This window comes from Aestuariivirga sp., assembly GCF_020252395.1.
Classification (GTDB): Bacteria; Pseudomonadota; Alphaproteobacteria; order Rhizobiales; family Aestuariivirgaceae; genus Aestuariivirga.
Window position 1 is genome coordinate 1 of sequence record NZ_JADCDB010000002.1, and the last position, 25,621, is coordinate 25,621.

At 64.7% G+C, this 25,621-nt stretch carries 28 protein-coding genes and 1 tRNA gene; 5 read left to right on the forward strand and 24 right to left on the reverse strand.

The window, feature by feature from the left end; all coding sequences use genetic code 11:
- Positions 1 to 129: 129 nt before the first annotated feature.
- A complete protein-coding gene (locus IOC82_RS01290; protein WP_290544366.1) occupies positions 130 to 426 on the reverse strand; it encodes a hypothetical protein in 297 nt (98 codons plus the stop codon).
- Positions 427 to 719: 293 nt separating this feature from the next.
- Between IOC82_RS01290 and IOC82_RS01295 the strand changes: the two genes are divergently transcribed.
- Complete coding sequence (locus IOC82_RS01295; RefSeq protein ID WP_290544367.1) at positions 720 to 1,007, forward strand: HlyU family transcriptional regulator; 288 nt, start codon at positions 720 to 722, stop codon at positions 1,005 to 1,007.
- On the opposite strand, the gene IOC82_RS01300 is transcribed toward IOC82_RS01295, so the two are convergent.
- Both IOC82_RS01300 and IOC82_RS01305 read right to left on the reverse strand, forming a co-directional pair.
- A complete protein-coding gene (locus tag IOC82_RS01300; protein WP_290544368.1) occupies positions 1,008 to 1,643 on the reverse strand; it encodes a TIGR02466 family protein in 636 nt (211 codons plus the stop codon).
- Between the two features lie 21 nt (positions 1,644 to 1,664).
- A complete protein-coding gene (locus IOC82_RS01305) occupies positions 1,665 to 2,120 on the reverse strand; it encodes a host attachment protein (RefSeq protein WP_290544369.1) in 456 nt (151 codons plus the stop codon).
- 104 nt (positions 2,121 to 2,224) lie between these two features.
- On the opposite strand from IOC82_RS01305, the gene IOC82_RS01310 reads away from it, so the two are divergent.
- Positions 2,225 to 2,608 (forward strand): hypothetical protein, encoded by a 384-nt coding sequence (locus IOC82_RS01310; protein ID WP_290544370.1) that lies wholly within the window; start codon positions 2,225 to 2,227, stop codon positions 2,606 to 2,608.
- Here IOC82_RS01310 and IOC82_RS01315 read toward each other — a convergent pair.
- From IOC82_RS01315 to IOC82_RS01325, 3 genes are read right to left on the reverse strand one after another with little or no spacing between them, the layout of a single operon-like run.
- Entirely contained in the window at positions 2,605 to 3,528 is a 924-nt protein-coding gene (locus tag IOC82_RS01315) for a hypothetical protein (protein WP_290544371.1), read from the reverse strand. The two genes, IOC82_RS01310 and IOC82_RS01315, sit on opposite strands and share 4 nt — an antisense overlap.
- A gap of 34 nt (positions 3,529 to 3,562) precedes the next feature.
- Positions 3,563 to 4,279, reverse strand: a complete 717-nt coding sequence (locus IOC82_RS01320; protein WP_290544372.1) for an SIMPL domain-containing protein — start codon at positions 4,277 to 4,279, stop codon at positions 3,563 to 3,565.
- 56 nt (positions 4,280 to 4,335) lie between these two features.
- Positions 4,336 to 5,790, reverse strand: coding sequence for an AMP nucleosidase (locus IOC82_RS01325; protein WP_290544373.1), 1,455 nt, complete (start codon positions 5,788 to 5,790; stop codon positions 4,336 to 4,338).
- A gap of 54 nt (positions 5,791 to 5,844) precedes the next feature.
- On the opposite strand from IOC82_RS01325, the gene IOC82_RS01330 reads away from it, so the two are divergent.
- Positions 5,845 to 5,920: transfer RNA gene (locus tag IOC82_RS01330), tRNA-Ile, on the forward strand.
- A 405-nt stretch (positions 5,921 to 6,325) separates the two neighbouring features.
- On the opposite strand, the gene IOC82_RS01335 is transcribed toward IOC82_RS01330, so the two are convergent.
- Genes IOC82_RS01335 through bchF form a run of 18 tightly spaced genes read right to left on the reverse strand, consistent with a single transcriptional unit; the run spans position 6,326 to position 23,101 of the window.
- The gene (locus IOC82_RS01335; protein ID WP_290544374.1) at positions 6,326 to 6,799 is read right to left on the reverse strand and encodes a hypothetical protein; all 474 of its coding nucleotides are present in this window, start codon (positions 6,797 to 6,799) and stop codon (positions 6,326 to 6,328) included.
- Between the two features lie 26 nt (positions 6,800 to 6,825).
- On the reverse strand, positions 6,826 to 7,017 hold the full coding sequence (locus IOC82_RS01340; protein WP_290544375.1) for a hypothetical protein: 192 nt from the start codon (positions 7,015 to 7,017) through the stop codon (positions 6,826 to 6,828).
- A 47-nt stretch (positions 7,018 to 7,064) separates the two neighbouring features.
- Positions 7,065 to 7,367: a hypothetical protein gene (locus tag IOC82_RS01345; protein ID WP_290544376.1), complete on the reverse strand. Its 303-nt coding sequence runs from the start codon at positions 7,365 to 7,367 to the stop codon at positions 7,065 to 7,067.
- Between the two features lie 48 nt (positions 7,368 to 7,415).
- Complete coding sequence (locus IOC82_RS01350) at positions 7,416 to 7,823, reverse strand: DUF2177 family protein (RefSeq protein ID WP_290544377.1); 408 nt, start codon at positions 7,821 to 7,823, stop codon at positions 7,416 to 7,418.
- Positions 7,824 to 7,877: 54 nt separating this feature from the next.
- On the reverse strand, positions 7,878 to 9,089 hold the full coding sequence (gene hemA, locus IOC82_RS01355; protein ID WP_290544378.1) for a 5-aminolevulinate synthase: 1,212 nt from the start codon (positions 9,087 to 9,089) through the stop codon (positions 7,878 to 7,880).
- Positions 9,079 to 9,921: a putative photosynthetic complex assembly protein PuhE gene (gene puhE, locus IOC82_RS01360; RefSeq protein WP_290544379.1), complete on the reverse strand. Its 843-nt coding sequence runs from the start codon at positions 9,919 to 9,921 to the stop codon at positions 9,079 to 9,081. Before puhE ends, hemA begins: the two co-directional genes overlap by 11 nt.
- Before the next feature lie 3 nt (positions 9,922 to 9,924).
- Positions 9,925 to 10,992 carry a magnesium-protoporphyrin IX monomethyl ester (oxidative) cyclase gene (gene acsF / locus IOC82_RS01365; RefSeq protein ID WP_290544380.1) on the reverse strand — a complete coding sequence of 356 codons (1,068 nt, stop codon included), beginning with the start codon at positions 10,990 to 10,992 and terminating at the stop codon, positions 9,925 to 9,927.
- Between the two features lies 1 nt (position 10,993).
- Entirely contained in the window at positions 10,994 to 11,290 is a 297-nt protein-coding gene (locus IOC82_RS01370; RefSeq protein ID WP_290544381.1) for a hypothetical protein, read from the reverse strand.
- Positions 11,290 to 11,754, reverse strand: coding sequence for a photosynthetic complex assembly protein PuhC (gene puhC / locus IOC82_RS01375; protein WP_290544382.1), 465 nt, complete (start codon positions 11,752 to 11,754; stop codon positions 11,290 to 11,292). Before puhC ends, IOC82_RS01370 begins: the two co-directional genes overlap by 1 nt.
- Entirely contained in the window at positions 11,751 to 12,407 is a 657-nt protein-coding gene (gene puhB / locus IOC82_RS01380; protein WP_290544383.1) for a photosynthetic complex putative assembly protein PuhB, read from the reverse strand. The genes puhC and puhB overlap by 4 nt, the downstream gene beginning before the upstream one ends.
- Positions 12,404 to 13,183 carry a photosynthetic reaction center subunit H gene (gene puhA / locus IOC82_RS01385; RefSeq protein ID WP_290544384.1) on the reverse strand — a complete coding sequence of 260 codons (780 nt, stop codon included), beginning with the start codon at positions 13,181 to 13,183 and terminating at the stop codon, positions 12,404 to 12,406. Before puhA ends, puhB begins: the two co-directional genes overlap by 4 nt.
- A gap of 16 nt (positions 13,184 to 13,199) precedes the next feature.
- Complete coding sequence (locus tag IOC82_RS01390) at positions 13,200 to 14,636, reverse strand: BCD family MFS transporter (protein WP_290544385.1); 1,437 nt, start codon at positions 14,634 to 14,636, stop codon at positions 13,200 to 13,202.
- Positions 14,633 to 15,334 carry a magnesium protoporphyrin IX methyltransferase gene (gene bchM / locus IOC82_RS01395; RefSeq protein WP_290544697.1) on the reverse strand — a complete coding sequence of 234 codons (702 nt, stop codon included), beginning with the start codon at positions 15,332 to 15,334 and terminating at the stop codon, positions 14,633 to 14,635. Before bchM ends, IOC82_RS01390 begins: the two co-directional genes overlap by 4 nt.
- The gene (gene bchL / locus IOC82_RS01400; protein WP_290544386.1) at positions 15,331 to 16,233 is read right to left on the reverse strand and encodes a ferredoxin:protochlorophyllide reductase (ATP-dependent) iron-sulfur ATP-binding protein; all 903 of its coding nucleotides are present in this window, start codon (positions 16,231 to 16,233) and stop codon (positions 15,331 to 15,333) included. The genes bchM and bchL overlap by 4 nt, the downstream gene beginning before the upstream one ends.
- The gene (locus IOC82_RS01405) at positions 16,230 to 19,829 is read right to left on the reverse strand and encodes a magnesium chelatase subunit H (protein WP_290544387.1); all 3,600 of its coding nucleotides are present in this window, start codon (positions 19,827 to 19,829) and stop codon (positions 16,230 to 16,232) included. Before IOC82_RS01405 ends, bchL begins: the two co-directional genes overlap by 4 nt.
- Positions 19,804 to 21,330 (reverse strand): ferredoxin:protochlorophyllide reductase (ATP-dependent) subunit B, encoded by a 1,527-nt coding sequence (bchB, locus tag IOC82_RS01410; protein WP_290544388.1) that lies wholly within the window; start codon positions 21,328 to 21,330, stop codon positions 19,804 to 19,806. Before bchB ends, IOC82_RS01405 begins: the two co-directional genes overlap by 26 nt.
- A 2-nt stretch (positions 21,331 to 21,332) precedes the next feature.
- Positions 21,333 to 22,613, reverse strand: coding sequence for a ferredoxin:protochlorophyllide reductase (ATP-dependent) subunit N (locus IOC82_RS01415; RefSeq protein ID WP_290544389.1), 1,281 nt, complete (start codon positions 22,611 to 22,613; stop codon positions 21,333 to 21,335).
- Complete coding sequence (gene bchF, locus IOC82_RS01420; protein ID WP_290544390.1) at positions 22,610 to 23,101, reverse strand: 2-vinyl bacteriochlorophyllide hydratase; 492 nt, start codon at positions 23,099 to 23,101, stop codon at positions 22,610 to 22,612. The genes IOC82_RS01415 and bchF overlap by 4 nt, the downstream gene beginning before the upstream one ends.
- A gap of 289 nt (positions 23,102 to 23,390) precedes the next feature.
- Between bchF and IOC82_RS01425 the strand changes: the two genes are divergently transcribed.
- Together IOC82_RS01425 and ppsR are read left to right on the forward strand one after the other, a co-directional pair.
- A complete protein-coding gene (locus tag IOC82_RS01425) occupies positions 23,391 to 24,077 on the forward strand; it encodes a B12-binding domain-containing protein (protein WP_290544391.1) in 687 nt (228 codons plus the stop codon).
- Positions 24,074 to 25,567 (forward strand): transcriptional regulator PpsR, encoded by a 1,494-nt coding sequence (gene ppsR / locus IOC82_RS01430; protein ID WP_290544392.1) that lies wholly within the window; start codon positions 24,074 to 24,076, stop codon positions 25,565 to 25,567. Before IOC82_RS01425 ends, ppsR begins: the two co-directional genes overlap by 4 nt.
- The last annotated feature ends 54 nt before the right edge of the window (positions 25,568 to 25,621 follow it).

Genomic DNA, 25,621 nt, shown 5'->3' on the forward strand with positions numbered 1-25,621 from the left:
CGTCTGGCAAGCCAGCTACGACCCCTTCGGCCAGCCCGCGAGCGTCACCGGAACGGTGGAACAGAACCTCCGCTTCCCCGGCCAGTATTTCCTCATCGAGTCAGGAATGGCCTACAACTGGCACCGCATCTACGACCCGGCAACGGGCAGAATGGTGGCAACCGCGGCCGAACCGGCGGAGCACTGCTGCGGCGCGCCGTCACGGCGCACGGCCCTGTTCGTGTCGAACACCAGCTGTGCCGGCCACCAGAACAGGTCGTCGCCCGAAGCCGAGCCCGTGATGGTGCGGATGGTGTGGACGTTCTGCGCGTCGCCGTTCTCGATGCCCTCGATGAGGCTGGTCGTTTCGGCGTTGTTCGCTTCGAGCGAGGCGGTGTCCGTCATGCTCTTGGGTGCGATCACCACGCCCTGCGAGTTGCCGGCCACCGGCGGTTCTCCGGTCCATGGACGAGGTTCAGCAACCAGACCCTACCTGGAAACCCCGGTAACCGCCGAAAGCCGTTCGCTCGCGACAGCGCTCCCCAAGGGCCCGCTTCGCGAACGGCTTAACCCCTAAATCCTACACCACGCCCGGGGACACGGCCAACACGATCTCGCAGGTCGACACGCGGAATTAACATGAAGAGCGGATCACCAAACCGTCCCCAAGGAAATCTGCGATTCCGGTAAGCTTGAAAATGCTCTATTTTCGTCCTTCAATGCAAAGGAGTTCCGTGGTCATGTCATTTTTGAAGAAGCTGTTCGGAAGCGGGCCGCCCGCGGAGAAAGGCCCTGCAAAGCCCAGCCGGACCCTCGACTACAATGGCTTCGTCATCGCCGCCACGCCCTACAAGGAAGGCGGCCAGTGGCAAACCTCCGGCACGGTGACCAAGACGGTGAACGGCGAGGTGAAGGAACACCGCTTCGTCCGCGCCGACCGCTTCGCCGACGCGGAGGCTGCCGCCGACCACGCCATCCTCAAGGGTCAGCAGATTGTCGACCAGCTGGGCGAGCGGGTGTTTTCCTGATCAGGCCAGAACGTAGTTGAAGCTGACGCTGATGCGATTGCCGCCGGCGCGGTTCACCGGCACTTCGTGACGGAGCCAGCTTTCCCATAGCATCAGCGTGCCCACCTCGGGCTTGAACGAGACATGCTGCTTCAGGTTCTGCGGCAGCTTCGCCAGCTTCGGCGGAGCGGCCATCATCAGACCCAGCCGCGGGTCCTCATAGACGATGGGGCCGGCACCTTTCGGCACCGCCACGTAGAACGTTCCGCTGATCACCGAGTTGGGGTGGATGTGCGAGGTGTGGTGGCCGCCCTCCGGCAGCACGTTCACCCACAGCGAGTCGCAGCGCGGCTTGGTGCCGCGCAAATCCCAGTGCAGCGCCCTGGCATAGGCGAGGCAGTGCTTATCCATGACCGTCACCAGCCGGGCGAATTCCGGGAAGCGCCAGGGCAGGTCATTGAGCGAGGCATAGGAAGTATAGCCCGCATAGCCATACTTCTCCGCCCATTTCTGCCCTGCGCCATCATCCATGGCGAGCGACATGGCGAGCGCCTCGATGGCGTTGGTGAGCTTCTGGGGCACGATCTTTTCCGCCCGGTAGAGGCGGGTGACGAAGAGATCGTGGGTTTTCGCGCCGGGAACCTTGGTTTGCGTCATGGCGTCCGGTTAGCCGAGGCCTCAGCCGCCTTCAAGCGCCTTGACGACGCTGCCGGCGATCGCGGATGCGTTCTGCTTTGTAAGGTCCTTGGTGATTTCCTTGAGGGTGACCTTGGCGAGCTGCGGTGTTACCGCCTTGCGCCAGACGCCCAGGGCCACAGGCGGAGCGACCACGATGATCTCGCTGAAGGCGCCCGCGCTCAGGTCCTTCGCCATGTCGGCGGCGATGGCCTGGACGAAGCGGTCCTCCGTCATCTGGTGATAGTCCGGCTGCTCGGCGGTGGAACGGCCATAGCCCACGCTTTCCATGACGCGCGAGGGCTTGTCGCTGGCCTGATCGCGGTTGGGCGGATTGTCCTGGTGGTAGGACCGCACCGGCTGCAGGTCCGGCTTGCCGGCATCCCCTGCATTGCGGAACACGGTGGCGCGGCCACCGTCGGTGACGAGCACGCGGGCGTTGTGATTCAGTCGCTTCATGACGATACCTCCATGGCTTGGTCCGAGAGGACACCCTGCCGCCGGTTCACGCCTTGCGCAGGATCAAAAATGGGGCGACACAGGAGACAGGGGAGGACTGTTACATGCGGAGGCTTGTGAGCTTCGAATCCCGCCGCCAGCCGGTGGTGAGCCGGACGGTCTTTTACGGGCGGCTGGCGCGCAACGCACTTTACTCGCTTGGCTTCGTCTCGGTGTCGCTGTTCGCCGGCGCCTGCGGCTACATTTATTTCGAAAACATGCGGCTGGTCGATGCTTTTGCCAATGCCTCGATGATCCTCGCCTCGATGGGGCCGCTGACGCCGTTGATGACCGATGGCGGCAAGATCTTCGCCTCGCTTTACGCGATCTTTTCCGGCCTGCTGCTCATCGGCATTTCTTCGCTGATGCTGGCGCCGGTGTTCCACCGCATCCTGCACCGCTTCCACGTCGACGAGCACGATACCGACCCGCCCCGCCGCAAGCGCTAGTCCTGCGACAGGATCAGCCCCGGCTCCCACGCCTCCGCCAGCCTGCGCCGTGCCGCGCGGGCGGCTGCAAGCGAGGCCGCGTTGATGACCGCAAGGCGGAAGCCGCCGGGTGGCATGGCGTGGTCATCCGGCCGCTTGTGCTCGTGGAAGGTGATCTGCAGGCTCCTGACCTCCGGCATGGCGCGTACCTCCGCCTGTAGGGCTGGCGAGGGATGACGGTAGGCGCTGCCATGCCGCGCGAAAAGCGGCATCGAGAAGCCATCACGCGGATTGCCGTCCGCGAAGGCCCAGCGCCCCGCCGCATAAAGCTGCGCCAGCGCTTCCACCCAGCCCTCGCCATAGAGATCGCACCATTGATCGGCGAAGCGCAGATGCGCCTCGATGATGACGCTGCCGATGGTCTCGAAATTCAGCATGCCGGTATAGCCCGCCATGTTGCCTGATACCCAGTCTGCGAGCTTGGCCGTGAGATAGGGAAAGGCCTCGGCATGGACTGTCCAGTAGCGGAACATGCCATCGTTCCACGTCGTTCCCGTGGCATGGCGGAGCCACGCGATGCGGCCATTCTCGATCGCACAGTCGGTCGAGACGTGGTCGCCCTCGAGCAGCGGCATCCACATGTGGCCGGGCTGGTAATGGTACTCCATCTCGGCGGCGGAGCGGATCACCCGGCTGCCGAGCCCCATACCTTTCAGATTGGTGACCGGCTTGGAGAAGACCGGGTAAGACGCTGGCATCACGCCATGCGGCCCGGCGGCAAGGCCCTGCGTCTCCGCCACTTTCAGCTTGTCATAGATCCAGCGATGCGCGGGGAAGAGCTGCCAGCAGTCGGAATCATCCGTCGGAATATCGACGTGATCCGGACACGGAACATGCTCGAAAAACTGCAGGCGCCACGGGTCGCGTTCGAGAACCGGCATGAGCCGAGATTATCACGCCCATGCCGGGCTGCAATCACGGCTGCTTAATTTCCCAGATGATGTTCACATCGGCTGCCAGCGTTTGCTCGCCGGCTGCGACCGGAACGGGCGCTGCATCGGCCTTCATCATCGTCGCACCGCGCACGAAGGGGACGGGCTGCGGCATCGTGGAAGAACCCTCGCTGATCTGCATAACGTTGCCGAGTTCGATGCCCATGGCGTCGGCATAGAGCTTGGCCTTGCGGGTGGCGTCCTGGGTGGCAAGCTTGCGCGCCTCGTCCATCGCCTCTTCGCGCTTCGAGACATCGAAGCTAATGCCGCTGACCTGGTTGGAGCCGGACTGCACCATCTTGTCGAGCAGGGCGCCCAGCGTATCGACCTTGCGCAGCTTCACTGTGACGTTGTTGGACACATCATAACCCACCAGCTTCGGCGCCTGGCCGTTGGAGAAATCATAGCGCGGCTGGACAGAGAAATCCGACGTCTGGATGTCCTTGCTCTCGATCCCGGCGTCCTTCAGCGCGGCGAACAGGCCGGTCATGGCCTTGGTGTTGGCGGCCAGCGCCTCGGCGGCGGTTGCGCCCTGCGTGGTCACGCCAGAGGTGACGAAGGCGATGTCCGGCGTGCTGCGGACTTCACCATGGCCTGTAAGCGAAACGATCCGGGGCATTTTGCCTCCATCGGCGAAAGCGGGGGAAACGGCGGCAAGCAGACCCATGATGGCGGCTGCGGCGAAACTCAGACGTTGCATGCTGTTCTCCTTAGGATGGTGCTTGGATGGCCAGGGATTGCGGCGCCAGTGGGGCATCAACGGAAAGGCGGCTCATCGAAGCTGCGGAGCTTGCGGGAGTGCAGCTGGCCCACATTGCCGCGCAGCTGTTCGATGGTTTCGAGCCCGATCAGCAGATGCTCCCCCACCGCCCGGTCATAGAAGGCATTGGCCGCACCCGGAAGCTTGATCTCGCCATGGAGCGGCTTGTCGGAAACGCAGAGCAGCGTGCCGTAGGGCACGCGGAAGCGATAGCCCTGGGCCGCCAGCGTGCCGGACTCCATGTCGACCGCAATGGCGCGGGACAGGTTGATGCGGCGCAGCTCCTGCGTCCAGCGCAATTCCCAGTTGCGGTCGTCGTTGGTGACCACGGTGCCGGTGCGCAGGCGCTCCTTCAGCGCGTCGCCCTGTTCGCCGGTGACGCGGGCGGCCGCCTGCTGGAGTGCCACCTGCACTTCGGCCAGCGCCGGGATCGGAATCTCCGGCGGCACCAGTTCGTCGAGGATATGATCCTGGCGGAGATAGCCGTGCGCCAGCACATAGTCGCCGATGCGCTGGCTCTGGCGCAAGCCGCCGCAATGGCCGACCATGAGCCAGCAATGCGGGCGCAGCACCGCCAGGTGATCGGTGATGTTCTTGGCATTGGAGGGACCGACGCCGATATTGACCAGCGTCACGCCCCCATGCCCGTCGCCCCGCGACAGATGATAGGCAGGCATCTGGAAGCGGTGCCATTGCGATCCGGCAATGATGGCGTCGGCCTCAGCGCCGGACATTCCGCGCGTGATCTTGCCGCCGCCCGGCAAGTAGAGAACGGACCATGGGCTGTCCTTCGAAAGCTGTTCGAGGCCCCATTTTACGAACTGGTCGACATAGCGGTGATAGTTGGTGAGCAGGATCCACGGCTGGATCGCACGCCAGTTGGTGCCGGTATAGTGCTGCAGCCGCTTCAGCGAATAGTCGACGCGCACCGCATCGAAGAGCGCCAGCGGCAGCGGGTGGCCGGGCCGGTGCGCCCAGTCGCCGTCCGGCACCTCGTCGCCCACCTGGGCGAGTTTGGGTGCAGGGAAATGCAGCGTGAGTTCTGCCGCCGTCACGCCGTTGCGCCCAAGATCATCGCCCTGGTCCAGCACGTAAGGATAGGGGATTTCCTGGTCGGACGGATGCACGGTGATGGCCGCGCCATAGTCCTTCACCAGGTAGCGCAGCTGTTCGGTCAGATAGCGCCCGAAATGCTCCGGGTGGGTGACGGTGCTGGCATAGGTGCCGGGCCCCTGGAACTTGGCATAGGCCCGGGCGATCCGCGGCTGCACGTCGCTGGCGCGGTATTCGACGCGGAGCTCCGGATAGGTGAAGCTGCGGCGCTCCTCCAGCGTGGGCGGCTCGCGCGTATCGAAATAGCGTTCCAGGCAGTCCTTGAGCCTCGTGGTGGACTGGCGGTAGAGCTCGACCAGCCGCTCCACGGCGGCTTCCGGCGACAGGTCATGTTCCATCGCCGGAGCCTATAGCATGGCGCAGCGAATTGCTGTAGCCATCCTGTCCCGTGGGGGCCCATAGCTCAATGGTTAGAGCTGACGGCTCATAACCGTTTGGTTCCAGGTTCGAGTCCTGGTGGGCCCACCACTCCATATCTCAATGTTCTGGCTCGTTTGTGTCCTCTGACGCGGTGTAGGAGGCCGCGCGCGCAGCCCCGGCGTAGCGCAGCGCGGTACGGATGCCAATGCCAGCGCGTATTACGACGATGGTTGCGCTGCGGGTAAGACCGACAAGAAGGCCGGACTGAGCATGGCCTACGAGCGTCACGCCGGCGCCTACGATACGGCGAACGCCAGTGCCTATGAGGCTGGCTACAACAAGTGTTGGATGAAGGCGAAGTAAGAAAACGGGAAGAATGCGCCTCCTCATAGCTCAAGACAGTGATGAGGACGGCGTACCGCAACGAGAAAGCCCATATCCCGTGTGCCTTGCTATCTGGCGCCTCTCTCGTATCGCAAGCGACTCTAATTGCCTGCACGATACGCCAAGAAATCACTGCGCAGTTTGCGGATCCCTTGCGGAAGGATCGGCTTCATACGGGTCGGGAGCGGTAATATCTGGGCTGCTGCCGTCGATTGCGGTCGGATCGCCCATTGGTGGGGCCATGCCATCGCTCTCCTCTGAGGGCGCTGCCTCCTCGCCTGGGGAAGAGAGGAAGATGATGGAGGTGGGTTTGCCGTCGGCTTTGAAACCAAGCGTGAAGGCGGCGCCCGGCAGCAACAGCCTCAGGGCGCGTTCGAGGCTGGCGCCGCGCAAGTGGTTCGGGTTGATCGTTGCCTCCTGGGGCTGTCCTTTGACGTTGGCGCCGGTGGCGGCGGCAAGCGCATCGATAAGTTCCGCTGCCGAGATCTGGTTCTCGATGTCGATGTCATATCCCTTGGCGGCGGGCGTCACCGTCACCTGGGCATAGGCCGGTGCGGCGGCAAAAATGCCCACCGCGGCGGGCAGGGCCCACCGCAACGACAAGCGGTCTCGTAACGTCCTTCTCGGCATCATGATCCAAGCGGCAGGTTGCGCTCTCGCGTTCCGGACAGCGCATCATAGGCGTTGGCAATGGCTGGAGCAACGGGCGGCGCTCCCACGCCCAGAACCTGGCGGGCGCCAAGGTCGTCGTCCTCGACGATGCCGCACACATGGTCTTCATAGAAAAGGCCAGCGATGCGAATGCGCTGATCAAGAAGCATATCGGGAGCCAGGCACCCTGCAAATGATGGGGCGGCAAAGCCTCCCATCACTTCACATATCCCGCCTTCACTTTCTTGATCTCCTCCTCGAGGATGATCGTGCAGGCCTCCTGGTCGGTCTTTGACTTGAAGCCCAGCCGCACCTTGCGGGCGCAAACGAACATGGCGGGTGAGGGAAGGTCGAATTCCTCCAGGCAGATGTTGTCGATGAGCGCGCCTTTCTCGCCGGTCATCAGCCACGTCACGCACCTCCTGAACATCGGGTCGTCGAATGGCGGCTCCTCGGCCGCCGTCGCGGCGTTGGCGAAGCACAGGGGGAGCAGGAGAAAAATGCCGGGCGTGCCCTTCATGCGAGCCTCCAGTTGGTGCCGGTTTCCCGGCCGCTGCCGGATGAACGCCTATTTCGCGAACAGTCGGATTCCAAGAGCCGTCGTCAGCCCCGCTACGGACCCGGTCAGCACCGTGCCCCACGCGAGGTCAATCACGGCGATCCGCGTCGTGAAGCCCTTCATCACCGCGAGGTTGGTGAGGTCATAGGTGCCATAGGCCACGAGGCCGAGGATCGCGCCATAGAGCACCGCCTGCCCGGCGGAACCACCCTGCACCGCGGGCCAAACGACCATTACCATCAGGCCGGTGACGTAGAGAATGTAGAACGCTCCGGCAGCGGCCATGTTGGGAGGCTGACGCAGCAGATCGCCGATTTCGCTCACATAGAAACCGCGGCCCAGCCACAGCAGCCAAACCATGTCGATGACGAGGAACAGGACCGCCGTGGCAATCCAGAGAATGATCCATTGTGTCAAGCCGCTCTCCTGTCCATTTGACGTCATTACGGACAGGAGGGCCGCAAGATCACATCAGGCCACCGCGCGTGCCAGCGCGCACTGCGACCAGAGCTCGGACAACGCCGTCACCAGGTGGTCGATGTCGGCGTCGGTGTGGAGCGGGGTGGGCGTAATGCGCAGCCTCTCCGTGCCGCGCGGCACAGTGGGATAGTTGATCGGCTGGATGTATATGCCGTGCCTCTCCAGCAGGATGTCGCTGATCCACTTGCACTTCTTGGCATCGCCCACCATCACGGGCACAATGTGGCTGTTGTTCGCCATATAGGGAACGCCCGCCTGATCGAGCTTCTTGCGGAGCTTGGCCACACGGTCCTTGTGGCGCATGCGCTCGAACTGGGAATTCTTCAGGTGGCGGATCGACGCGGCCGCGCCTGCCGCGCAATGGGGCGGCAGAGCGGTGGTGAAAATGAAGCCCGAGGCGAAGCTGCGGACGAAGTCGCACAGCGCGGCTGAGCCCGTGATATAGCCTCCCACCACGCCGAAGGCCTTGCCGAGCGTGCCCTCGATTACGGTCACGCGGTCCATCAGCCCTTCGCGCTCGGCAATTCCGGCGCCGCGGGGGCCATACATGCCCACAGCGTGCACTTCGTCGAGATAGGTCATGGCGCCGTACCTATCAGCGAGATCGCAGATCTCTTTGATCGGGCCGATGTCGCCATCCATCGAATAGACGGACTCGAAGGCGATCAGCTTCGGCCGTGACGGATCGGCAGCCTTCAACAGGCGCTCGAGGTCGTGCAGGTCATTGTGCCGGAAGATGTGGCGCTCGGCGCGGCTATGGCGGATGCCCTCGATCATCGAGGCATGGTTGCCGGCGTCCGAAAACACCATGCAGCCGGGAATGCAACTCGCCAGCGTGCCCAGCGCCGCCCAGTTGGACACATAACCTGACGTGAAGAGCAGGGCGCCTTCCTTGCCGTGAAGGTCTGCGAGTTCGCGTTCCAGTTCGACGTGGTAATGGTTTGTGCCGGAGATGTTGCGTGTGCCGCCCGCGCCCGCGCCGCAGCGGTCCAGTGCCTCATGCATTGCCGCAATGACAGCAGGGTTCTGGCCCATGCCCAGATAGTCGTTGGAGCACCAGACGGTGATCTCCTTCCTGTCCGATCCGTGGTGGGTGGCCCTGGGGAAGCTGCCCGCCTTCCGCTCAAGATCGGCGAAGACGCGATAGCGGCCCTCGGTCTTCAGCGCGTCGAGTTCGGTCTGGAAGAAGCTTTCATAGTCCATCGGGGGCACTCCGGAGGGCGGCTTTGAGGGGTGTATAGTCGAACCGGGGGGATATGGAATTGCGCGATTTCGCCGCGTCCCGCCGGGCGGGAAGGCTCCATTTCCACAGCTTTTCCACAGGCACTGGCAGCATCAGCATCCAGTGCTCGAAGAGGGCAAGGGTGGCTAGGGCGGCGAGCAGCGACCAGCCGCTGCGCTCTTCCGCCAGATCGGCGGCATGGGCCTGCTGGAACAGCAGGAAGGCTCCGACGGTGGCCGCAGAAATCGAGAAAGGAAACAGCAAATTCATGGACTTGCGGGTGAGGAAGCTCTTCAGCACCGCCATATGGGCGGGCACGAACTCCTCCGACACATTGCGTACGCCGAGAAACACGTTGAGCCTCGCCGAAAGGTGCATGGCCCAAAGCAGCAGATAGGCCCAGAGGCCCCAGTTGTTCACAGCTTCTCCACACAGGCTCCAGATGGCGAGCGCCACCGCCACGATGGCGATTTCGTGCCACAGGTTTACCCCCAGCGCGTGGCCGAAGTGCCGCCAGCCGGAGCATCCGGCGGGGCAGAGCTGCTTGCGCGGACCCGTCACATAGCCCGTATAGAGGCTCAGCTCCTGCCAGCCCCAGGCCAGCACGCCTGCGGTGAAGGCGGCATAGACCGAGAGGAGGGACGGATCATCCCTCTCGGCCCAGATTACCCACAGGGCGGCCGCCAGCACCACCGTGCCGCCCGCCATGCTCCACTTGAAAGTCCTCACCGGCAGCTGATCGAGATAGAAGATCACGCCGGTAGCGAACCACCAGAGCAGCAGGGCATAGGCGATGGGCAGCGCGTAATCCATCGATCACCAAGTTGGCGCGAGACGGATGTCGGCGGGAAGATCGTGCGACTTGGATGGGATGAGGAAGAGGCGCACCAAAGTCGCGCCCGCCGCCACTGCCGTCCATGCCTTGCCCAGCCTTGCCGTCATGCCACCCTTCTTCTGCCATACGGCGGCACGGTCATTGATCTTCCTCAATTTTTCGAGGCCGGCGAAGAAAGCGGGGTTGTCGATGTCGAGCTCCAGCGGGAACACTTGGCGCGAGATCTCGGAGGTGATCTTGAACACCTTATAGCCATATTGGGTGGGGTCGATCCCCAGCGCCTCATGGAAATGCGGCCGCTGGTGGTCGCGCACATACATGGTGGCGAAGACTGCCATCAGGAAGAACTTCACCCACAGCTTGTTGAGGCCGGACAGCAGTTCAGGATGCGCCCGCATCAGCAGGGCGAAGGCCTCGCCGTGGCGGAACTCGTCGTTGCACCACTGCTCGAACCACTTGAAGATGGGATGAATGCGCTTTTCCGGGTGCTGCTGCAGGTGCCGGAAGATAGTGATATAGCGCGCGTAGCCGATCTTCTCCGACAGGTAGGTCGCGTAGAATATGAACTTGGGCCGGAAGAAGGTATATCTCTTTGTCTTGGTCAGGAACCCTAAGTCAACGCCCAGGCCGAAATCCTTAAGCGTGTCGTTGATGAATCCGGCATGGCGGCCTTCGTCGCGCGCCATCAGGCGGAAGAGTTCGCACAGATCCGGATTGGTGCCGCGCTTCCTCATCTCGGAATAGAGCACGCAGCCGGAGAATTCGGCGGTGAGCGAGCTCACCAGGAAGTCGACGAGCTCTCGGCGCAGCCCTTCGGGCAGGGCGGCGAGATCGACATGGTCCCACTCGGCATTGCGCTTGAAGTGGCCCTTGTTGGGGTCGGACTGCATTTCGGCAATCAGCTTGTCCCACTCCTCGCGGACGGGCGTGACGTCGAGCTTGTCGAGCGCCTCGAAGTCGGTGGTGTAGAAGCGCGGACTCAGTACAGTCGATTCCTGTGCCTTGGCGAGCGTGTCTGCGGGCCTGATGCCCAGTGTCTCGATGGTCATTTTAAAGCTCCTCCCCCGAAAAGCTGAATTCCAACAGTTCCATGAATTCCAGATCGCCGGTGAGCTTCACCCACTTGCGCTCCAGCCAGTTGGCCCGCGTGATCGTCGCCTTGCGGCGCTCGGTCGCGGACTCGCCATAGGGCACGATGATCGGCTTGCCGTGGACGAGCACCTCATCGCCCGGCTCCACCATCACGCCGTCATCCAATTCCACATGTGCGGCGAGGCTCTCGAAAGTGTTCACCACGCGCACGGTGCACATCACGTCCTGCCTGTCCGGCGTGAAGATGTTCAACATCAGCCCTGGTCTCCTGTCGTTGGAAGGAAGCGGAGGAAGGAAGCGGCATTGTCACGGCCATAGGCCGCAAGGTCGAGCGATACGCCGGAGACGGTGTCGACCAGCAGCAATTGCCCATTGCTCAAATGCTCCAGGCGATAGGCGTCGGTCACCTTCGCCTGCCCGGTTTGCCGCATGCGGTTCAGCCCACGCAGCACGCCGGGGATGAAGCCTTCTGCGCTGGTGTGGGTGATGACGGCGCCGGTGGTGGCATCGATCACGGCGACGCCCTGTGCGCCGCTCTCGAAGCGCAGCAGGCGGCTTTGCGCGACCTCCGAGGCGCCGAGCGTCTGGACCGGTGAATAGCCGCTGAGCTTCGCCACCGAAACGGCCAGCAAGGCCGCCACCACCATGCCAACCGCCGCAATGGCTGCCAGCGAGGGCCCGAAGGGGCGGACGGGCTGCTGGGCGATGGCGTTTCTCATGCGGCCACCGGCTGACTGGTCTTGGCCGCACGTGCAGGCGCGGTCGCGATGGGCATTGCGGCAGGGGCGGTTCCGGCAAGCGCTGCGGCAAGCAGGTTTGCCACGTCATCGGCGCGTGCCAAGCAGCGCAGCGTCGGCTGCGGATGGGTGAAGTTGAAGGGCCGTGCATGGGGCCACAGAAGCAGATAGGCCACGCGCTCCGTCTTCGACACCTTCAGCGGAATGTCACCGGATCCATTGGCGAAGACGCGCAAGGCCGCTCCATCGATCTGCGCGAAGGGCAGGTTCAGCGTGACCGGCAGCGCCATGCCGATGCGCATCACCACGCGCTTCGTGGTGATGGTGTAAACGCTCGTCCGCGCGCTCAAGTAGGCCAGGCCGGACAACAGTGCCCCCGCCGCAAGGCCCATGGGCATCAGCCACTGAAAAGGCCGCGCCGCGTAAGCGAGGCTATCGCCCTCCGCCAGCCGAAGTGCCCCCGCGAGCAGGGTGAGCCCGGCGAAATACCAGATCACCTTGCGCACGTGGAAGGCATGCACCGCAAGGTCCTGCCAGCGCGGTGCACCCTGCCACAGCATGCGTTCGCCTTGCGGTAGCATCCGCGGCAGGCCGCGGACCGGCTCGAAGTCGAAATCGTCGTGATGCTCGGTCATACCAGCGGCTCGGCACGGTCAGGAATGGCGTAGAGATGGCCGCCCGCGTAGAAGGCGCAGATCTTATCCTCCTCGAGGCGCGTGACGACATCCGGGTTGCGAAGCCCCGGCACCTTGATGAACTGCTTCGAAGTGATGGACTTCACCTCGATACGCCGCTTGCCGCCCCAGATGCGGGCGAGCGTCGTGGGCAACAGCACGTTGCGGGTGCGGCCTTCCTTGTCGCTGACCTCCACTTCGAGGTAGCGCATGATGTATTCCGAGCGGTCCACCCACACATCCTTCACCGTGCCGCCCTGCTTGCCGTCGCAGCCGATCACCGGCATGCCGCGCGGATCGGGGTCGCGCTCTTCCACGTGCCAGTCCGGGTTGTTGCGCAAGGGCGAGAGCTTTGGCTCGCCGGTGAACAGCGCATCCGGAATGTCGAGGCGCTCGGCATAGGAGGCGGGCCCCACACCATCCACCATCGCGTCGCCATCGGGCTCCAACGGAGCGCCTGGCCATGGGCCGATGGGCGTGGCCTTGATTGGCCGGCCGTCATAAGGTTCGGCGCGTGGCGCCTGAACAGTGCTGCCGTCGGCGAGGAGATAGGTCTTGGGCGCGGGCACCGCCGGCCAGCCTTGCACCGTGATGTTGGCGGAGCGCTCCGACTCCAGCGGATAACCCTCGCGCTTGTCCTCCCGGTGGAGGTAGATGATGATCCCTGCGAGAAACGCCCAGAACACGTAGAGCACGACCTGGGCGACATCGACATACTGGGTCAAGGCTGCAGACATGGGTTCTCTCCTTCGGTCAGCCTGGATATTGCGCCAGGCCGAAGCCCGGCTGTCTCGTTGAGCGCCTGCCGCCCCGCACCAGCGGCCCGATGACGGCAAGCGTTGCGAACAGAAGCACGATTTCGATCTGATAAACGGTCACGTAGCCAGCGGCAGGTCCCGTTGTGGCTGAACCCAACTCGCCATGCATCGCAAGGTTCGACACCGCATCGCGCAGCATGCCGCTGATGCCCACGCCGAGGCCGGCCGCCGTCGCCTGCACGCCACCCCATGCGCCAAGCGCGAAGCCCGACATGGCGCCCGCACCGCTGGAGGCGAGGTCCATCGCCGCCGTCAGCATGCCAACCGAGAAAAGGCCGCCGCCCAGCCCGATGAAGAAGGCGCCGGTCTGGAACAATGAAACCAGTCCAAGCACGGCAGAGAAGATGACCGCTGCAAAGGCGAAAATTCCAGCGAGAATGCCCATCGAGGCGAGACGATAGGGATCGCCCCCCTTGCCGAGACGCCGCGCGGAAATGGCAAATCCCGCGAGCGTGCCGAGCGCCATGGTGGCGGTAAGCCATGTCGTCTGGCCGACGTTGAGGCCGAAGACCTGGCCACCGAAGGGCTCCAGCAGGATGTCCTGCATCGAGAAAGCGGCGGAGCCCAGGCCTACGCCGATCAGCAGGCGCTTAGCGCGGCCCGCGGCACTGAACTGCCGCCAGGCTTCGCCGAAGCTGATGGTTGCTGCATCCTTCGAAGTGAGTGACGGGTTGCGGGCTTCCTGCTTCCACATGGCGATGCCGTTCAGCACCACCGTGAGGACGGCGACGCCCTGGATGATCTGGATCAGCTGCTTCGCGGTGAAGTCATGCAACAGGCTGCCGAAGACCAGCGCGCTTATCACCATTCCGGCGAGCAGCATCACATAGAGCAGGGCGACGACGCGCGGTCTTGTCTCCTCCGAAGCGAGGTCGTTGGCCAGTGCAAGGCCGGCCGTCTGCGTTGTGTTGATGCCGGCGCCGATCAGCAGGAAGGCCAGTGCCGCACCCGCCTCACCCCATACTGCGGAGCCGTGGCCGTTTCCGGTGAGCACCAGCAACGCGAAGGGCAGGATTGCGAAGCCGCCGAACTGCATCATCGTGCCGAACCAGATATAGGGCACGCGCCGCCAGCCGAGTACAGACTTGTGGGTGTCCGACTTGAAGCCGATCAGCGCCCGGAACGGCGCGATCAGCACCGGGATCGACACCATAAGGCCCACGAGCCAGGCCGGCACACCCAGCTCGACGATCATCACGCGGTTCAGCGTGCCGGTGAGCAGCACCAAGGCCATACCAACGGAAACCTGGAACAGGGACAGCCGCAAGAGGCGCGACAAGGGCAGATCCTTGGTCGCGGCATCGGCGAAGGGCAGGAATCGGGGTCCGATCTGCTGCAGCGCCGAAATCATCTTGCGGTTAATCATCATCATGTGCGCTTCAGCTCCTGCGCATGGGAGATGTAGAAGCCGCTGGAGACGCGCGCATTGCGGCCCGGGCGCCAGCCGGCGAGATGCTCGGAGCGGCTGATGCCCGTGTAAAGCGAAGACGTCGCATGCGGCACGATACGGGGCGAGCGGTCGCTTCGCGGAAAGGCCTTGCCGATGAAATGCATGGCGGCGAGTGCCCGTGTGCGCGGCGCATAGGTGAAGTGGATGCCGCTGCGGCTCATTTCGGCGAGCCTCGCCAGCATGCCGATCATGTCGGGCAGGCTGTAGTGGATGAGCGAGTCCATCGCCACGATATGGTCGAAGGTGCCGAGCTTCTTGTCGAGCATGTCGCCCGCCATGAAATGGATGCGGCCATGGCCCAGCTTCTCTGGCAGGCGTTCCTTGGCGATTCCGACGAGGGTGGGGGAAATATCCACCGCCGTCACGTCGGCGCCACGCTTGGCTGCTTCCACGGCAAGGGCGCCCGTCCCACAACCGGCATCGAGGATGCGCGCACCGCGCAGGTCCTGCGGCAGGAAGGAGAGGAGTGTGGCCCGCATGCGGTCCCGGCCGGCGCGCACCGTGGCGCGGATGCCGCTCACCGGTGCATCCGAAGTGAGCTTCTGCCAGGCGTGCGCAGCCGTCCTGTCGAAGTAGGTTTCGATCTCGCCGCGTCGCTCAAGATAGCTGTCGCTCATCAGTCGAACCCCAGGAAATCGAAGATGTCGCGGTCTTTCATCGATCTCGCCTCGCAGGGTTCGTAACCCGCCCAGAGCTGTGCCGCGAGGCGCATGTACTCGTTCTGCACGCGGTCGACCTCCGGCGAGGACGGCATCTCGAACAGCGTCGACTTCTTGAGGCGGCTCAGCCGGATCGCATCGACGTCCGGCAGGTGCGCGATGCGCTTGAGGCCGGTGGCCTCCGCGAAGCGGTCAATCTGATCGGTGTCCTTGGAGCGGTTGGCGATCACGCCGCCCACCCGCACGCCGTAGTTCTTCGCCTTGGCATTGATGGCCGCGACGATGCGGTTCATTGCGAAGATCGAGTCGAAGTCGTTGGCTGTGACGATCAGCGCGCGGTCAGCATGCTGCAGCGGCGAGGCGAAGCCACCGCAGACCACGTCGCCCAGCACGTCGAAGATCACCACGTCCGTGTCTTCCAGCAGGTGATGCTCCTTTAGCAGCTTCACCGTCTGGCCGACCACATAGCCGCCGCAGCCGGTCCCGGCGGGCGGCCCGCCGGCCTCGACGCACATCACGCCATTATAGCCCTGAAATACGAAATCCTCGGGGCGGAGTTCTTCGGAGTGAAACTCCACCTGCTCCAGAATGTCGATGACGGTCGGCACAAGGCTCTTGGTCAACGTAAAGGTCGAGTCATGCTTGGGATCGCAGCCGATCTGCAACACCCGCTTGCCGAGTTTCGAGAAGGCCACGGAGAGGTTGGACGATGTCGTGCTCTTGCCGATGCCGCCTTTACCATACACCGAGAACACCTTGGCAGTACCGATGGAAGCGGTGGGGTCGAGGTGCACTTGCACGCTGCCTTCGCCGTCTCCGCGCTGAGCCACCCGTGGCTTGCGATCGATCACCAATGTCATGCCGCAACCTCCACCCCAATGCCTTCGAGCCTGTCTTCGAGTTCTTCCCCGGCGCGTTCGAGCGCGGCGAGGGTTTCAGCGTCCGGCGACCAGAAGTCGCGCCGCTGCGCTTCGAGCAATCTGTTGACCACTTTCATCGCCGCCTTCGGGTTCAGGGAGGCCAGCCGGTCGCGCATCTTCTCATCCAGCACGTAGGTCTGGGTGAACTGCTGATAGACCCATGGCGCAACCTGACCGGTGGTCGCCGACCAGCCAACCGTGTTGGTGAGGTGGCATTCGATGTGGCGAACGCCCTCGTGGCCGTGCTTCAGCATGCCCTCATACCATTTCGGATTCAGCACGCGGGTGCGGCTTTCAAGGGCCACTTGGTCGGCTAGCGTCCGAACCACGCCGGCGCCGCGCGTCTGGTCGCCGATGTAGACGGGCACCGCTTCGCCACGCTGCTTTTCCGCTGCGCGGCTGATGCCGCCGAGCGAGTCGAAATAGTGATCGATGGTGGTGACGCCGAGTTCGACGCTCTCGAGGTTCTGATAGGCAAGATCGACGCTGGACAGCACCGATGCCATCAGCGTCGACTGCTGGGCCACCTGGCCGTCGCGGCCATGGGCGAAGCTCTTGCGCTTGGCGAAGAGATCGCCAAGCTCATCCTCGTCTTCCCAGCGGCCGCTGTCGACGAGCATGTTGACGTTGGACCCATAGGCGCCGTCGGCGTTGGAGAACACGCGCAGCGCCGCGGTCTCGAGGTCGCAACCTGTCGCCTTCATGTGTTCCCGGGCATGCTTGCGCACGAAATTTTGTGTTTCCGGCTCATCTGCTGAAGCGGCGAGCCAGCAGGCCTCCGCCAGCATGCGTGTCTGCAATGGCAGCAGGTCGCGGAAGATGCCGGAGAGTGTCAGCATCACGTCGATGCGCGGACGGCCGAGTTCTTCGATCGTCAGCAGGCTTGCGCCGCACAACCGGCCGAAACTGTCGAAGCGCGGCGCAGCACCCAGCAGCGCCAGCGCCTGGGCGATCGGGCCGCCCTCGCTCTTGAGATTGTCTGTGCCCCACAGCACCAGCGCCACGGTTTCCGGCAGCGGCTTGCCGGCGGCCACATGGGTGTCGAGCAGCAGCTGCGCCTGGCGCGCGCCGTCCTTCACCGCGAAGGCGGAGGGGATACGGAAGGGATCGAAGCCATGCAGGTTGCGCCCTGTCGGCAGGATATTGGGAGAGCGGATCAAGTCGCCACCCGGCACGGGGCGGATGAAGCGGGCATCGAGCGCCCGGAGAAGCCCGTCGATCTCATGGTCCTCGGAGAGGAGGCGGTCCATCTCCGCGAGGTCAGTGGCGGTGCCGGCCTCGGCCACGCTCGCCAATGTCTCGCGCCGGGCCTCGGCATCCATCGCCTGGCCGACGACGTGCAGGCCATGCGGGATCAGGGTGTATTCGAGTTCGAGGATCTGCTGTTGCAGCGCATGAACCTTCGCCTCCGGATCATCCCATTCTGGTTCAGCAGTGGCGAGGTCGACGGTTGCCGCCTGGGCCTGGATGAGGCGGGCGAGGTCATGGCGCTCCGCCGCCATCGGCTCCAGCCCGCGCCAGCGGCCGATCGAGGCCTTGAGGTCGATGAGGCCGCGGTAGAGGCCGGCCTGCGCCAGCGGAGGTGTCAGGTAGCTTACCAGCGTGGCACCGGCGCGGCGCTTCGCGATGGTGCCTTCCGATGGGTTGTTGGCGGCATAGAGATAGAGGTTCGGAACATCGCCGATCAGCCGGTCGGGCCAGCACTGGGCCGAGAGGCCGGACTGCTTACCGGGCATGAATTCGAGCGCCCCATGCGTGCCAAAATGGAGAACAGCCGAGGCGCCGAAATCCTCGCGCAGGTAACGGTAGAAGGCAGAGAAGGCATGGGTCGGTGTGAAGCTCTTCTCGAACAGCAGCCGCATCGGGTCGCCCTCATAGCCAAAGGCGGGCTGGATGCCGACCAGCACATTGCCGAAGCGCTCGCCCAGCACATGGATGGAGGATCCATCCGCCTGCTGGCGGCCGGGGGCGGGGCCCCACTGCGCCTCGATCTCGCGCAGGTATGTTTCGCGCCGCACGTGATCGTCCGCGGCGATGCGGTGAACAACATTGGCATCGGAGCCGAAACGCTCAGCATTGCCCTTCAGGATGCGCTCCTGCAGCTCCTGCACCGAGCCTGGCAGCTCGACATCGTAGCCATCGGCCTTCATCGCGGTCAGCGTGTTAAACAGCGACTCGAACACCGACAGGAAGGCCGCGGTGCCCACCGCACCGGCATTCGGTGGGAAGTTGAACAGCACGATGGCGATCTTGCGCTCGGCCTTGGCGGTCTGCCGCAGCGCCACCTGCTTGGCGACACGGGAGGCCAGCATCGAGGCCCGCTCAGCATGAATCCGCATGCCGCGCTCGCCCTGGTCGGCCACCGAACGGCCGCCGAACACCACGCCACCGGCAGCGCCGTCAAGCTCGGGGATGGCAATCATCATGGTTGTCTCGATTGGGTGCAGCCCGCGTTCGGACTCCTCCCATTCCTCGAGCGTCTGGAATTCCACGGGTTGGGCCGCGAGATAGGGCACGTCGAGCCGTGCCAGCATGTCCTCCGCAGCGCGTGCATCATTGTAGGCTGGCCCGCCCACCAGCGAGAAACCCGAGAGCGAGACCAGCGCATCGATCGCCGGCTTGCCGTTCTTCATGAAGAAGCGTTCGATCGCCGGGCGCTGGTCAAGGCCTGTGGCGAAGGCCGGGATCACCTTCAGGCCGCGCGATTCGAAGGCCGCTATCACCCCGTCATAGTGTGCCGTGTCGCCTGACAGAACGTAGGAACGCATCAGAAGGAGCCCAACCGTGCCCTTGCGGACGGTGGGCGGTGAGGGCAGCGCATCTGCTGTCTCGCTCATGCGTATGGCAAGACGCGGGTGATAGACGCCCACTTCCGGGTAGGTTTGCGGCTCGCGATAAGAAATGCCGCGCATGCTCTTGCGCGGACCGTCCGCGAATTTCGATACGAGGAAGCGGACGAGCTGCCCGATGTTTTCTTCCGAACCCGCCAGCCAATATTGCATGGCGAGGAAATAGGCGCGCACGTCCTGGGCGGAGCCGGGGATGAAGCGCAGGATCTTGGGCAGCCGCTTCAGCATCGCCAGCTGCTTTTCGCCAGCCGTGGCCTTTTCTGTGTCCTTGTTGGTCTTCGACCCGCGCAGCTTCTTCAGCAGGTTGACGATGGTGCCCTGGCTGCCATTCATCGCAAAGCGGCCGGCGCGGGTGAGCTTGATCACTTCGCCCGCCGACATGAAGCACACCATGGCATCGCAGGCCTCGCGCCGCGCCTGGAGTGCGGGCATCACCGCCTGGATATGGTCTTCCATGAACAGCATGGTGGCGATGACGATGTCGCCCTTGCCGATGTCCTCGATGCAGGCGGCGAGCGAATCCGGGTTGGTGCCCCAGTTCGAGGCGGCATGGACCGACAGTGTCAGCCCCGGCACCTCGCGCGCCAGCTGCGCGTTGACGCGGGCCACCGCCCCGGTGATGTGGTTGTCGAGGGTGACGATCACCACATGGGCTTTCGCCCTATCGGCTGTAGTGTGCTTTGGCATCATACAGCGTCTCGATGGTGATGAGGTTGATGCCGCGCTCGGTGGCGAAGCGTTCGGTATTGCGGCGCGCCTTGCCGCGCACGAAGAATGGAACTTTCTGCAATTCCTTTTCGGCTTCGGGCGCCCAGCCGCCCTCGGCGGGCTGAGTGGCCGTTGCTTGAGCGGCAACAGGCTTGGCTGCGCCATGGCCGAGGTGCGAGGCGGCAGCCTTATCATTGAACTCGAAGTCGTTGCGGAACATGTGGAGCAGGTGCTCCTCCAGCCCCATCATCAGCGGGTGAACCCAGCTGTCGAAAATGACGTTGGCGCCCTCGAAGCCCATCTGCGGCGAATAGCGGGCGGGAAAATCCTGCACGTGAACGGGCGCCGAAATCACCGCGCAGGGGAAGCCGAGCTTCTTGGCGATGTGGCGCTCCATCTGCGTGCCGAGCACCAGTTCCGGCTGCAGCTCGGCGACCTTCGCCTCGACTTCGAGATAATCGTCGGTGATCAGCGCCTCGAGGCCAAGCTTCTGTGCCGCCTCGCGCACCGGCCGCGCGAATTCGCGCGAGTAGGTGCCAAGGCCCACGACTTCGAAGCCGAGCTCCTCCTTGGCGATCCGCGCCGCCGCCAGCGCATGGGTTGCATCGCCGAAGATGAAGACGCGCTTGCCGGTGAGATAGGTCGAATCGACCGAGCGTGAATACCACGGCAGGCGCGACTCACCCGCCTTCAGGGCGGCATCTGCGTCGAGCCCGGCCAGTTTCGCCACCTGGGCGATGAAATCGCGCGTGGCGGCAACGCCGATTGGCACGATGCTTGTCATCGGCTGCTTGAAGTTGCGCTCCAGCCAGCGGCCGGCCACCTCGGCTGCTTCCGGGTAGAGCACCACGTTGAAGGCGGCGTCTGGAATGCGCCGGATATCGTCCGGCGTCGCGTCGAGCGGGGCCACCACGTTGACCGCAATGCCCATGCTTTCCAGCAGCTTCACGATTTCGGCGAGGTCGTCACGATGGCGGAAGCCCAACGCAGTGGGGCCGAGGATGTTGCAGCTCCGCGGGTTCACCTCCGCCTCGCGGCGCGGCTGCGCCAGCGCGCGGACGATTTGGTAGAACGTCTCGGAGGCGCCCCAGTTCTCCTTCTTCTGATAGGAGGGGAGCTCGAGCGGGATCACCGGGATCGGCAGGGCCAGCGCCTTGGCGAGGCCTCCGGGATCGTCCTGGATCAGTTCTGCCGTGCAGGAAGCGCCGACGATCATCGCCTGCGGCTGGAAGCGGGCATAGGCGTCGGCCGCCGCGGTCTTGAACAGTTCCGCCGTGTCACCGCCCAGGTCGCGGGCCTGGAAGGTGGTGTAGGTGACGGGTGGACGCGCGCTGCGCCGCTCGATCATGGTGAACAGCAGGTCGGCATAGGTGTCGCCCTGCGGCGCATGCAGCACATAGTGCAGGCCTTGCATCGCGGTCGCGATGCGCATGGCGCCAATGTGCGGCGGGCCTTCATAGGTCCAGAGGGTGAGCTGCATCTCTAGACCCCCAGCCTGGTGCGGCGGTCCATGGGCCTGGAGAAAAGGCGGGCGAGGTCGCCGGCCTGCTCATAGCCATGGATCGGCGTGAACACGAGTTCAATCGACCATTTCGTGGTGAAGCCCTCGGCCTCCAGCGGATTGGCGAGGCCCAGGCCGCAAACCACGAGATCGGGCCTCGCTTCGCGGCAGCGGTCCAGCTGCTTCTCGACGTCCTGTCCTTCGCTGACGACGGTGCCGGCGGGAAGTTGGCCGATCTCTTGCGCGAGGTGCGCGCGCTGCAGGTAGGGCGTTCCCACCTCGACCGGCTCCATGCCGAGCTCCTGCGAGACGAATCGCGCCAGCGGAATTTCCAGCTGCGAGTCGGGGAAGAAGAAGATGCGCTTTCCCTCCAGCATCTCGCGGTGAGGCTCCATCGCCAGCTTGGCGCGGATGTGGCCAGCCTCGGTCGCTGCGCGCAACTTCGATTCGGCAATGCCGAAGGCATCGGCCGCCGCCCGGAACCAGCCCGTGGTGCCCTCAGCGCCGAGCGGGAAGGGGGCGGGAATATGGATCGCTCCACGCTCGTCCAGCGCGCGGGCCGTGTCGTTCAGGAAGGGCTGGGCGAGCAGGTATTTGGTGCCCGGCGCGATGGCGGGCATGGAGCCCGCGGTGCGCGCGGGCAGGAAGCCCACATCGGTCAGCCCCATGCCGGCGAAGATCCGGCGGAACTGGTCTTCGGCCACATCAGAGAGTGCCCCCGCCACGAGGAGCGGGGGCACATAGCCGTTGGCTGGAAGGGGGGAGAAGGGTACCAGCGCGGCTAAACAGGCGTCTTCACCCTGGGTGAAGGTCGTCTCGATTCCGCTGCCGGAGTAATTCAGCACACGGACCTTTGGGGAATGGACCTGGGACAGGCGCGCCGCGGCGCGCTTCAGGTCGAGCTTGATCACCTCGGAGGGGCAGGAGCCGACGAGGAACAGCATCTTGATGTCGGGCCGGCGTTCGAGCAGGCGGTTCACCACGCGGTCAAGTTCGGCGTCGATCTCGGAGAGACCCGCGAGGTCGCGCTCGTCGATGATGGCGGTGGCAAAGCGCGGCTCGGCGAAAATCATGACACCCGCGGCCGACTGGATGAGATGGGCGCAGGTGCGCGATCCGACGACAAGGAAGAACGCGTCCTGAATCTTCCGGTGCAGCCACACGATGCCGGTGAGGCCGCAGAACACCTCGCGCTGCCCGCGCTCGCGCAGCACCGGAATGTCGTTGCAGGAGGAAGGAGCCGCGCGGAAGGGCAGGTTCATGAGGCCGCTCCCGCCGATTGCAGGCGTGCCGCGCGCAGCTTCAACAGGAACTGCGCGGCATTCGTCACATAGGCGGCATAGGCCACGAGGGCGAGCCACATGAGACCCCGCTCAGTCAGCCAGCCCTTCAGCAGGCAAATCAGATAGGCGGTGTGGAGCGCGATGACGCCGAAGCTCACCACGTCCTCCCAGAAGAAGGCGGGCGCGAAGAGGTATTTGCCGAAAACATCCCTCTCCCACAGCGAGCCCGTCACCATGATGGTGTAGAGCAGCATGGTCTTGAGAATGACCGAGGCATTGGCGAGTTCCGCGCCTTCGCCCGTTAGGAGGGTGCGCAGAACGAGGCCGAGACTCACCAGGAAGACCAGGAACTGAAGGGGTGCGAGGATGGCTTGCACCAGCGTCCAGGGAGAGGAATCGCGGCGCTTCCGCTGGGCGTCGGTGTAAAGCCCCGTCCGGATTTTGTGCTGGCCGCCAAGCACTTGCATTGTCTCTTCTCCCGGGCCCGCTGCACTCCCGCTCAAAGCGGGGTGAAGGATTGCAGCCCAGCTTCGGAAGCTAGTCCCCATAAAAATAAGTGTCAATACTTGTTGACGTCTAGATTTTGGTACATAGTGCGTCGCGCTGGGGTGGTGCCTCGGCTTGCCGTGCGTCCTGCCCTCCCGGGGAGAGCCGGGCTGGCGCAGAAGGTCTGGACCAGGAGCGATTTGCGACATCAGGAGCGGTTTGCGACATTATGAGCACGCTTGAGGGTTTTGCCGCACAGGGAGGAGAGGTTTGAACGACGCCTCTCCATTCCGCGTGCCGACCATTTCGCCGGAGCTGGTGGAAAGCTTCACCGGCATGGTGTTTGACGGCCAGGAGGCTGACTTCGAGCAGATGGTGGAGCAGCTGCTGGCGGGCGGCGCGTCGCCGGAATCGCTGATGTTGGAGCTGCTCGCGCCGGCGGCGCGGCTGATGGGCGAGCACTGGTGCCAGGACAGCCGCGATTTCGTGGAGGTGACGCTGGGCATGGCCAGGCTGCAGCAGCTGGTGCGACAGTTCCGGCTGCCGTCCACGCCCCGGGTCCAACTGCGCGGCCATGCCTTGCTCGTACCCGTGCCGGGCGAACAGCACACATTCGGATTGCGCGTGGTTGAGGAACACCTGCTGCGCGCCGGCTGGAAGGTCACCGTCCACATCGCGGCGGGCGAGGCCGATATTGCGCGCCTTGCGGCTGAGGAATTCTATGATTTCGTCGGGCTTTCCCTGTCATCCGAGCGTCTGCTCCCCGCCCTGCGCCAGGCGGCGCGCAGCCTGCGGCCGGCGGCGCGGAACCGGAACCTGCGGATCGCCGCCGGGGGCGTTCTGTTCGATGGGCTGGACCTTGCGCCCGGCGAGATTGGCGCCGATGCCATCGTGACGGACGCGCGGGATGCCGTGAACCAGGCCCAGGAGTGGTCCAGCCTGGCGGGTGCGGAGTGACGCATGTTCCCAGCCGCCGCAGCCCATGGAAGGACAAGGACGTGACGCTCAAGAGCGCGCCCTCTCACCCGAGGGACCGGGAGGCCAGTCTGGCCGGGCTGCTGCAGCAGCTGGACGCGGGAGAATCCGCGCTGCTCCTCTCGGCCGCCGCTGACATCGCGCTGGTCATCAACCCGGACGGCGCGCTGGCGGACAAGATCTTCGCCGGCGCCGAGTTTCCGGCGGACCTCATCGCCAGCTGGCCCGGAAAGGCCTGGACCGAGGTCTCGACCGTCGAGAGCCGGCCCAAGATCCAGCAGATGCTGCAGGAGGCCGCGATGGGCCTGCCGCCGCGCTGGCGCCAGATCAACCACCAGCAGCCGGATGGGCCAGATATTCCCGTGCGTTACGCGGTGATGAGGGCGGGGAGCGGCGGGCAATTCCTGGCCATCGGCCGCGACCTGCGCCAGGTGGCCGCCGTGCAGCAGAAGCTGCTCGCCGCCGAACAGTCGATCGAGCAGGAATACGCCAGACTCCGCCACGCCGAAACGCGCTACCGCCTGCTGATGCAGGTCTCCTCCGAGGCGATCGTGGTGGTCGACCAGCGCACAGGCCGCATCGTGGAGGCCAATGCCGCGGCCGCCAATCTGATCAACAAGCCCTTGAAAAGGCTCGGCGGTTCGCAATTCGCCGCGATCTTCGACGGCCCCGACCAGGCCCGCGTCGAGGAGCTGATGACCGCGCTCCGCGCCACCGGCCGGGCGGACGACGTGGCGCTCACGCTGGAGGGCCGCCATCGGCAGGCGGTGCTCGGCGCCACCATCTTCCGCCAGGAAAACGCCAGCTTCTACCTGATGCGGCTGCAGCCCATGGCGGCGGGCGCCAGCGGCATCGTCGTCTCCAGGGGCCAGGCCGCCGTGGTCAACGCGGTGCGCGACCTGCCGGAGGCCTTCGTGGTGACGGACCTCGACCGCCGCATCATCTCCGCCAATCCGGCCTTCCTCGACGCCGCGCAACTGGGCTCGGAGGAGCAGGCGCGGGGCGAGCCGGTGGACCGCTGGCTGGGCCGCGCCGGCGTCGATATCTCCGTTCTTTTCAACAGCCTGGCCGAACATGGCGCGGTGCGCCAGTTCCACACCGTGCTGCGCGGCCAGTTCGGCACCGCGGAGGACGTGGAGGTCTCGGCCGCCGCCACCCCGCCCGCCGCCCCCGCCTGCTACGGCTTCTCGATCAGGCGCGCCAGCCGCCGCGCGGCCGAGCCCGACCCCGCCCGCCGCAGCCTGCTGCGCTCGGTGGAGGAGATGACCAGGCTGGTCGGCAAGGTGCCGCTGAAGGATCTGGTGCGCGAGACCACCGACATCATCGAACGCCTGTGCATCGAGGCCGCCCTGCAGCTCTCGGAGAACAACCGCGCCAGTGCCGCGGACATGCTGGGCCTCTCCCGCCAGAGCCTCTACGTCAAACTCCACCGCTACGGCATCGAGGACAAGCCGGGGGCGGAGGAGCAGTAGCCCGCCGTCCGGCCGGCCGCGCCGCCCGCGCCGTCCGGTTGCGCGCGCGGATGC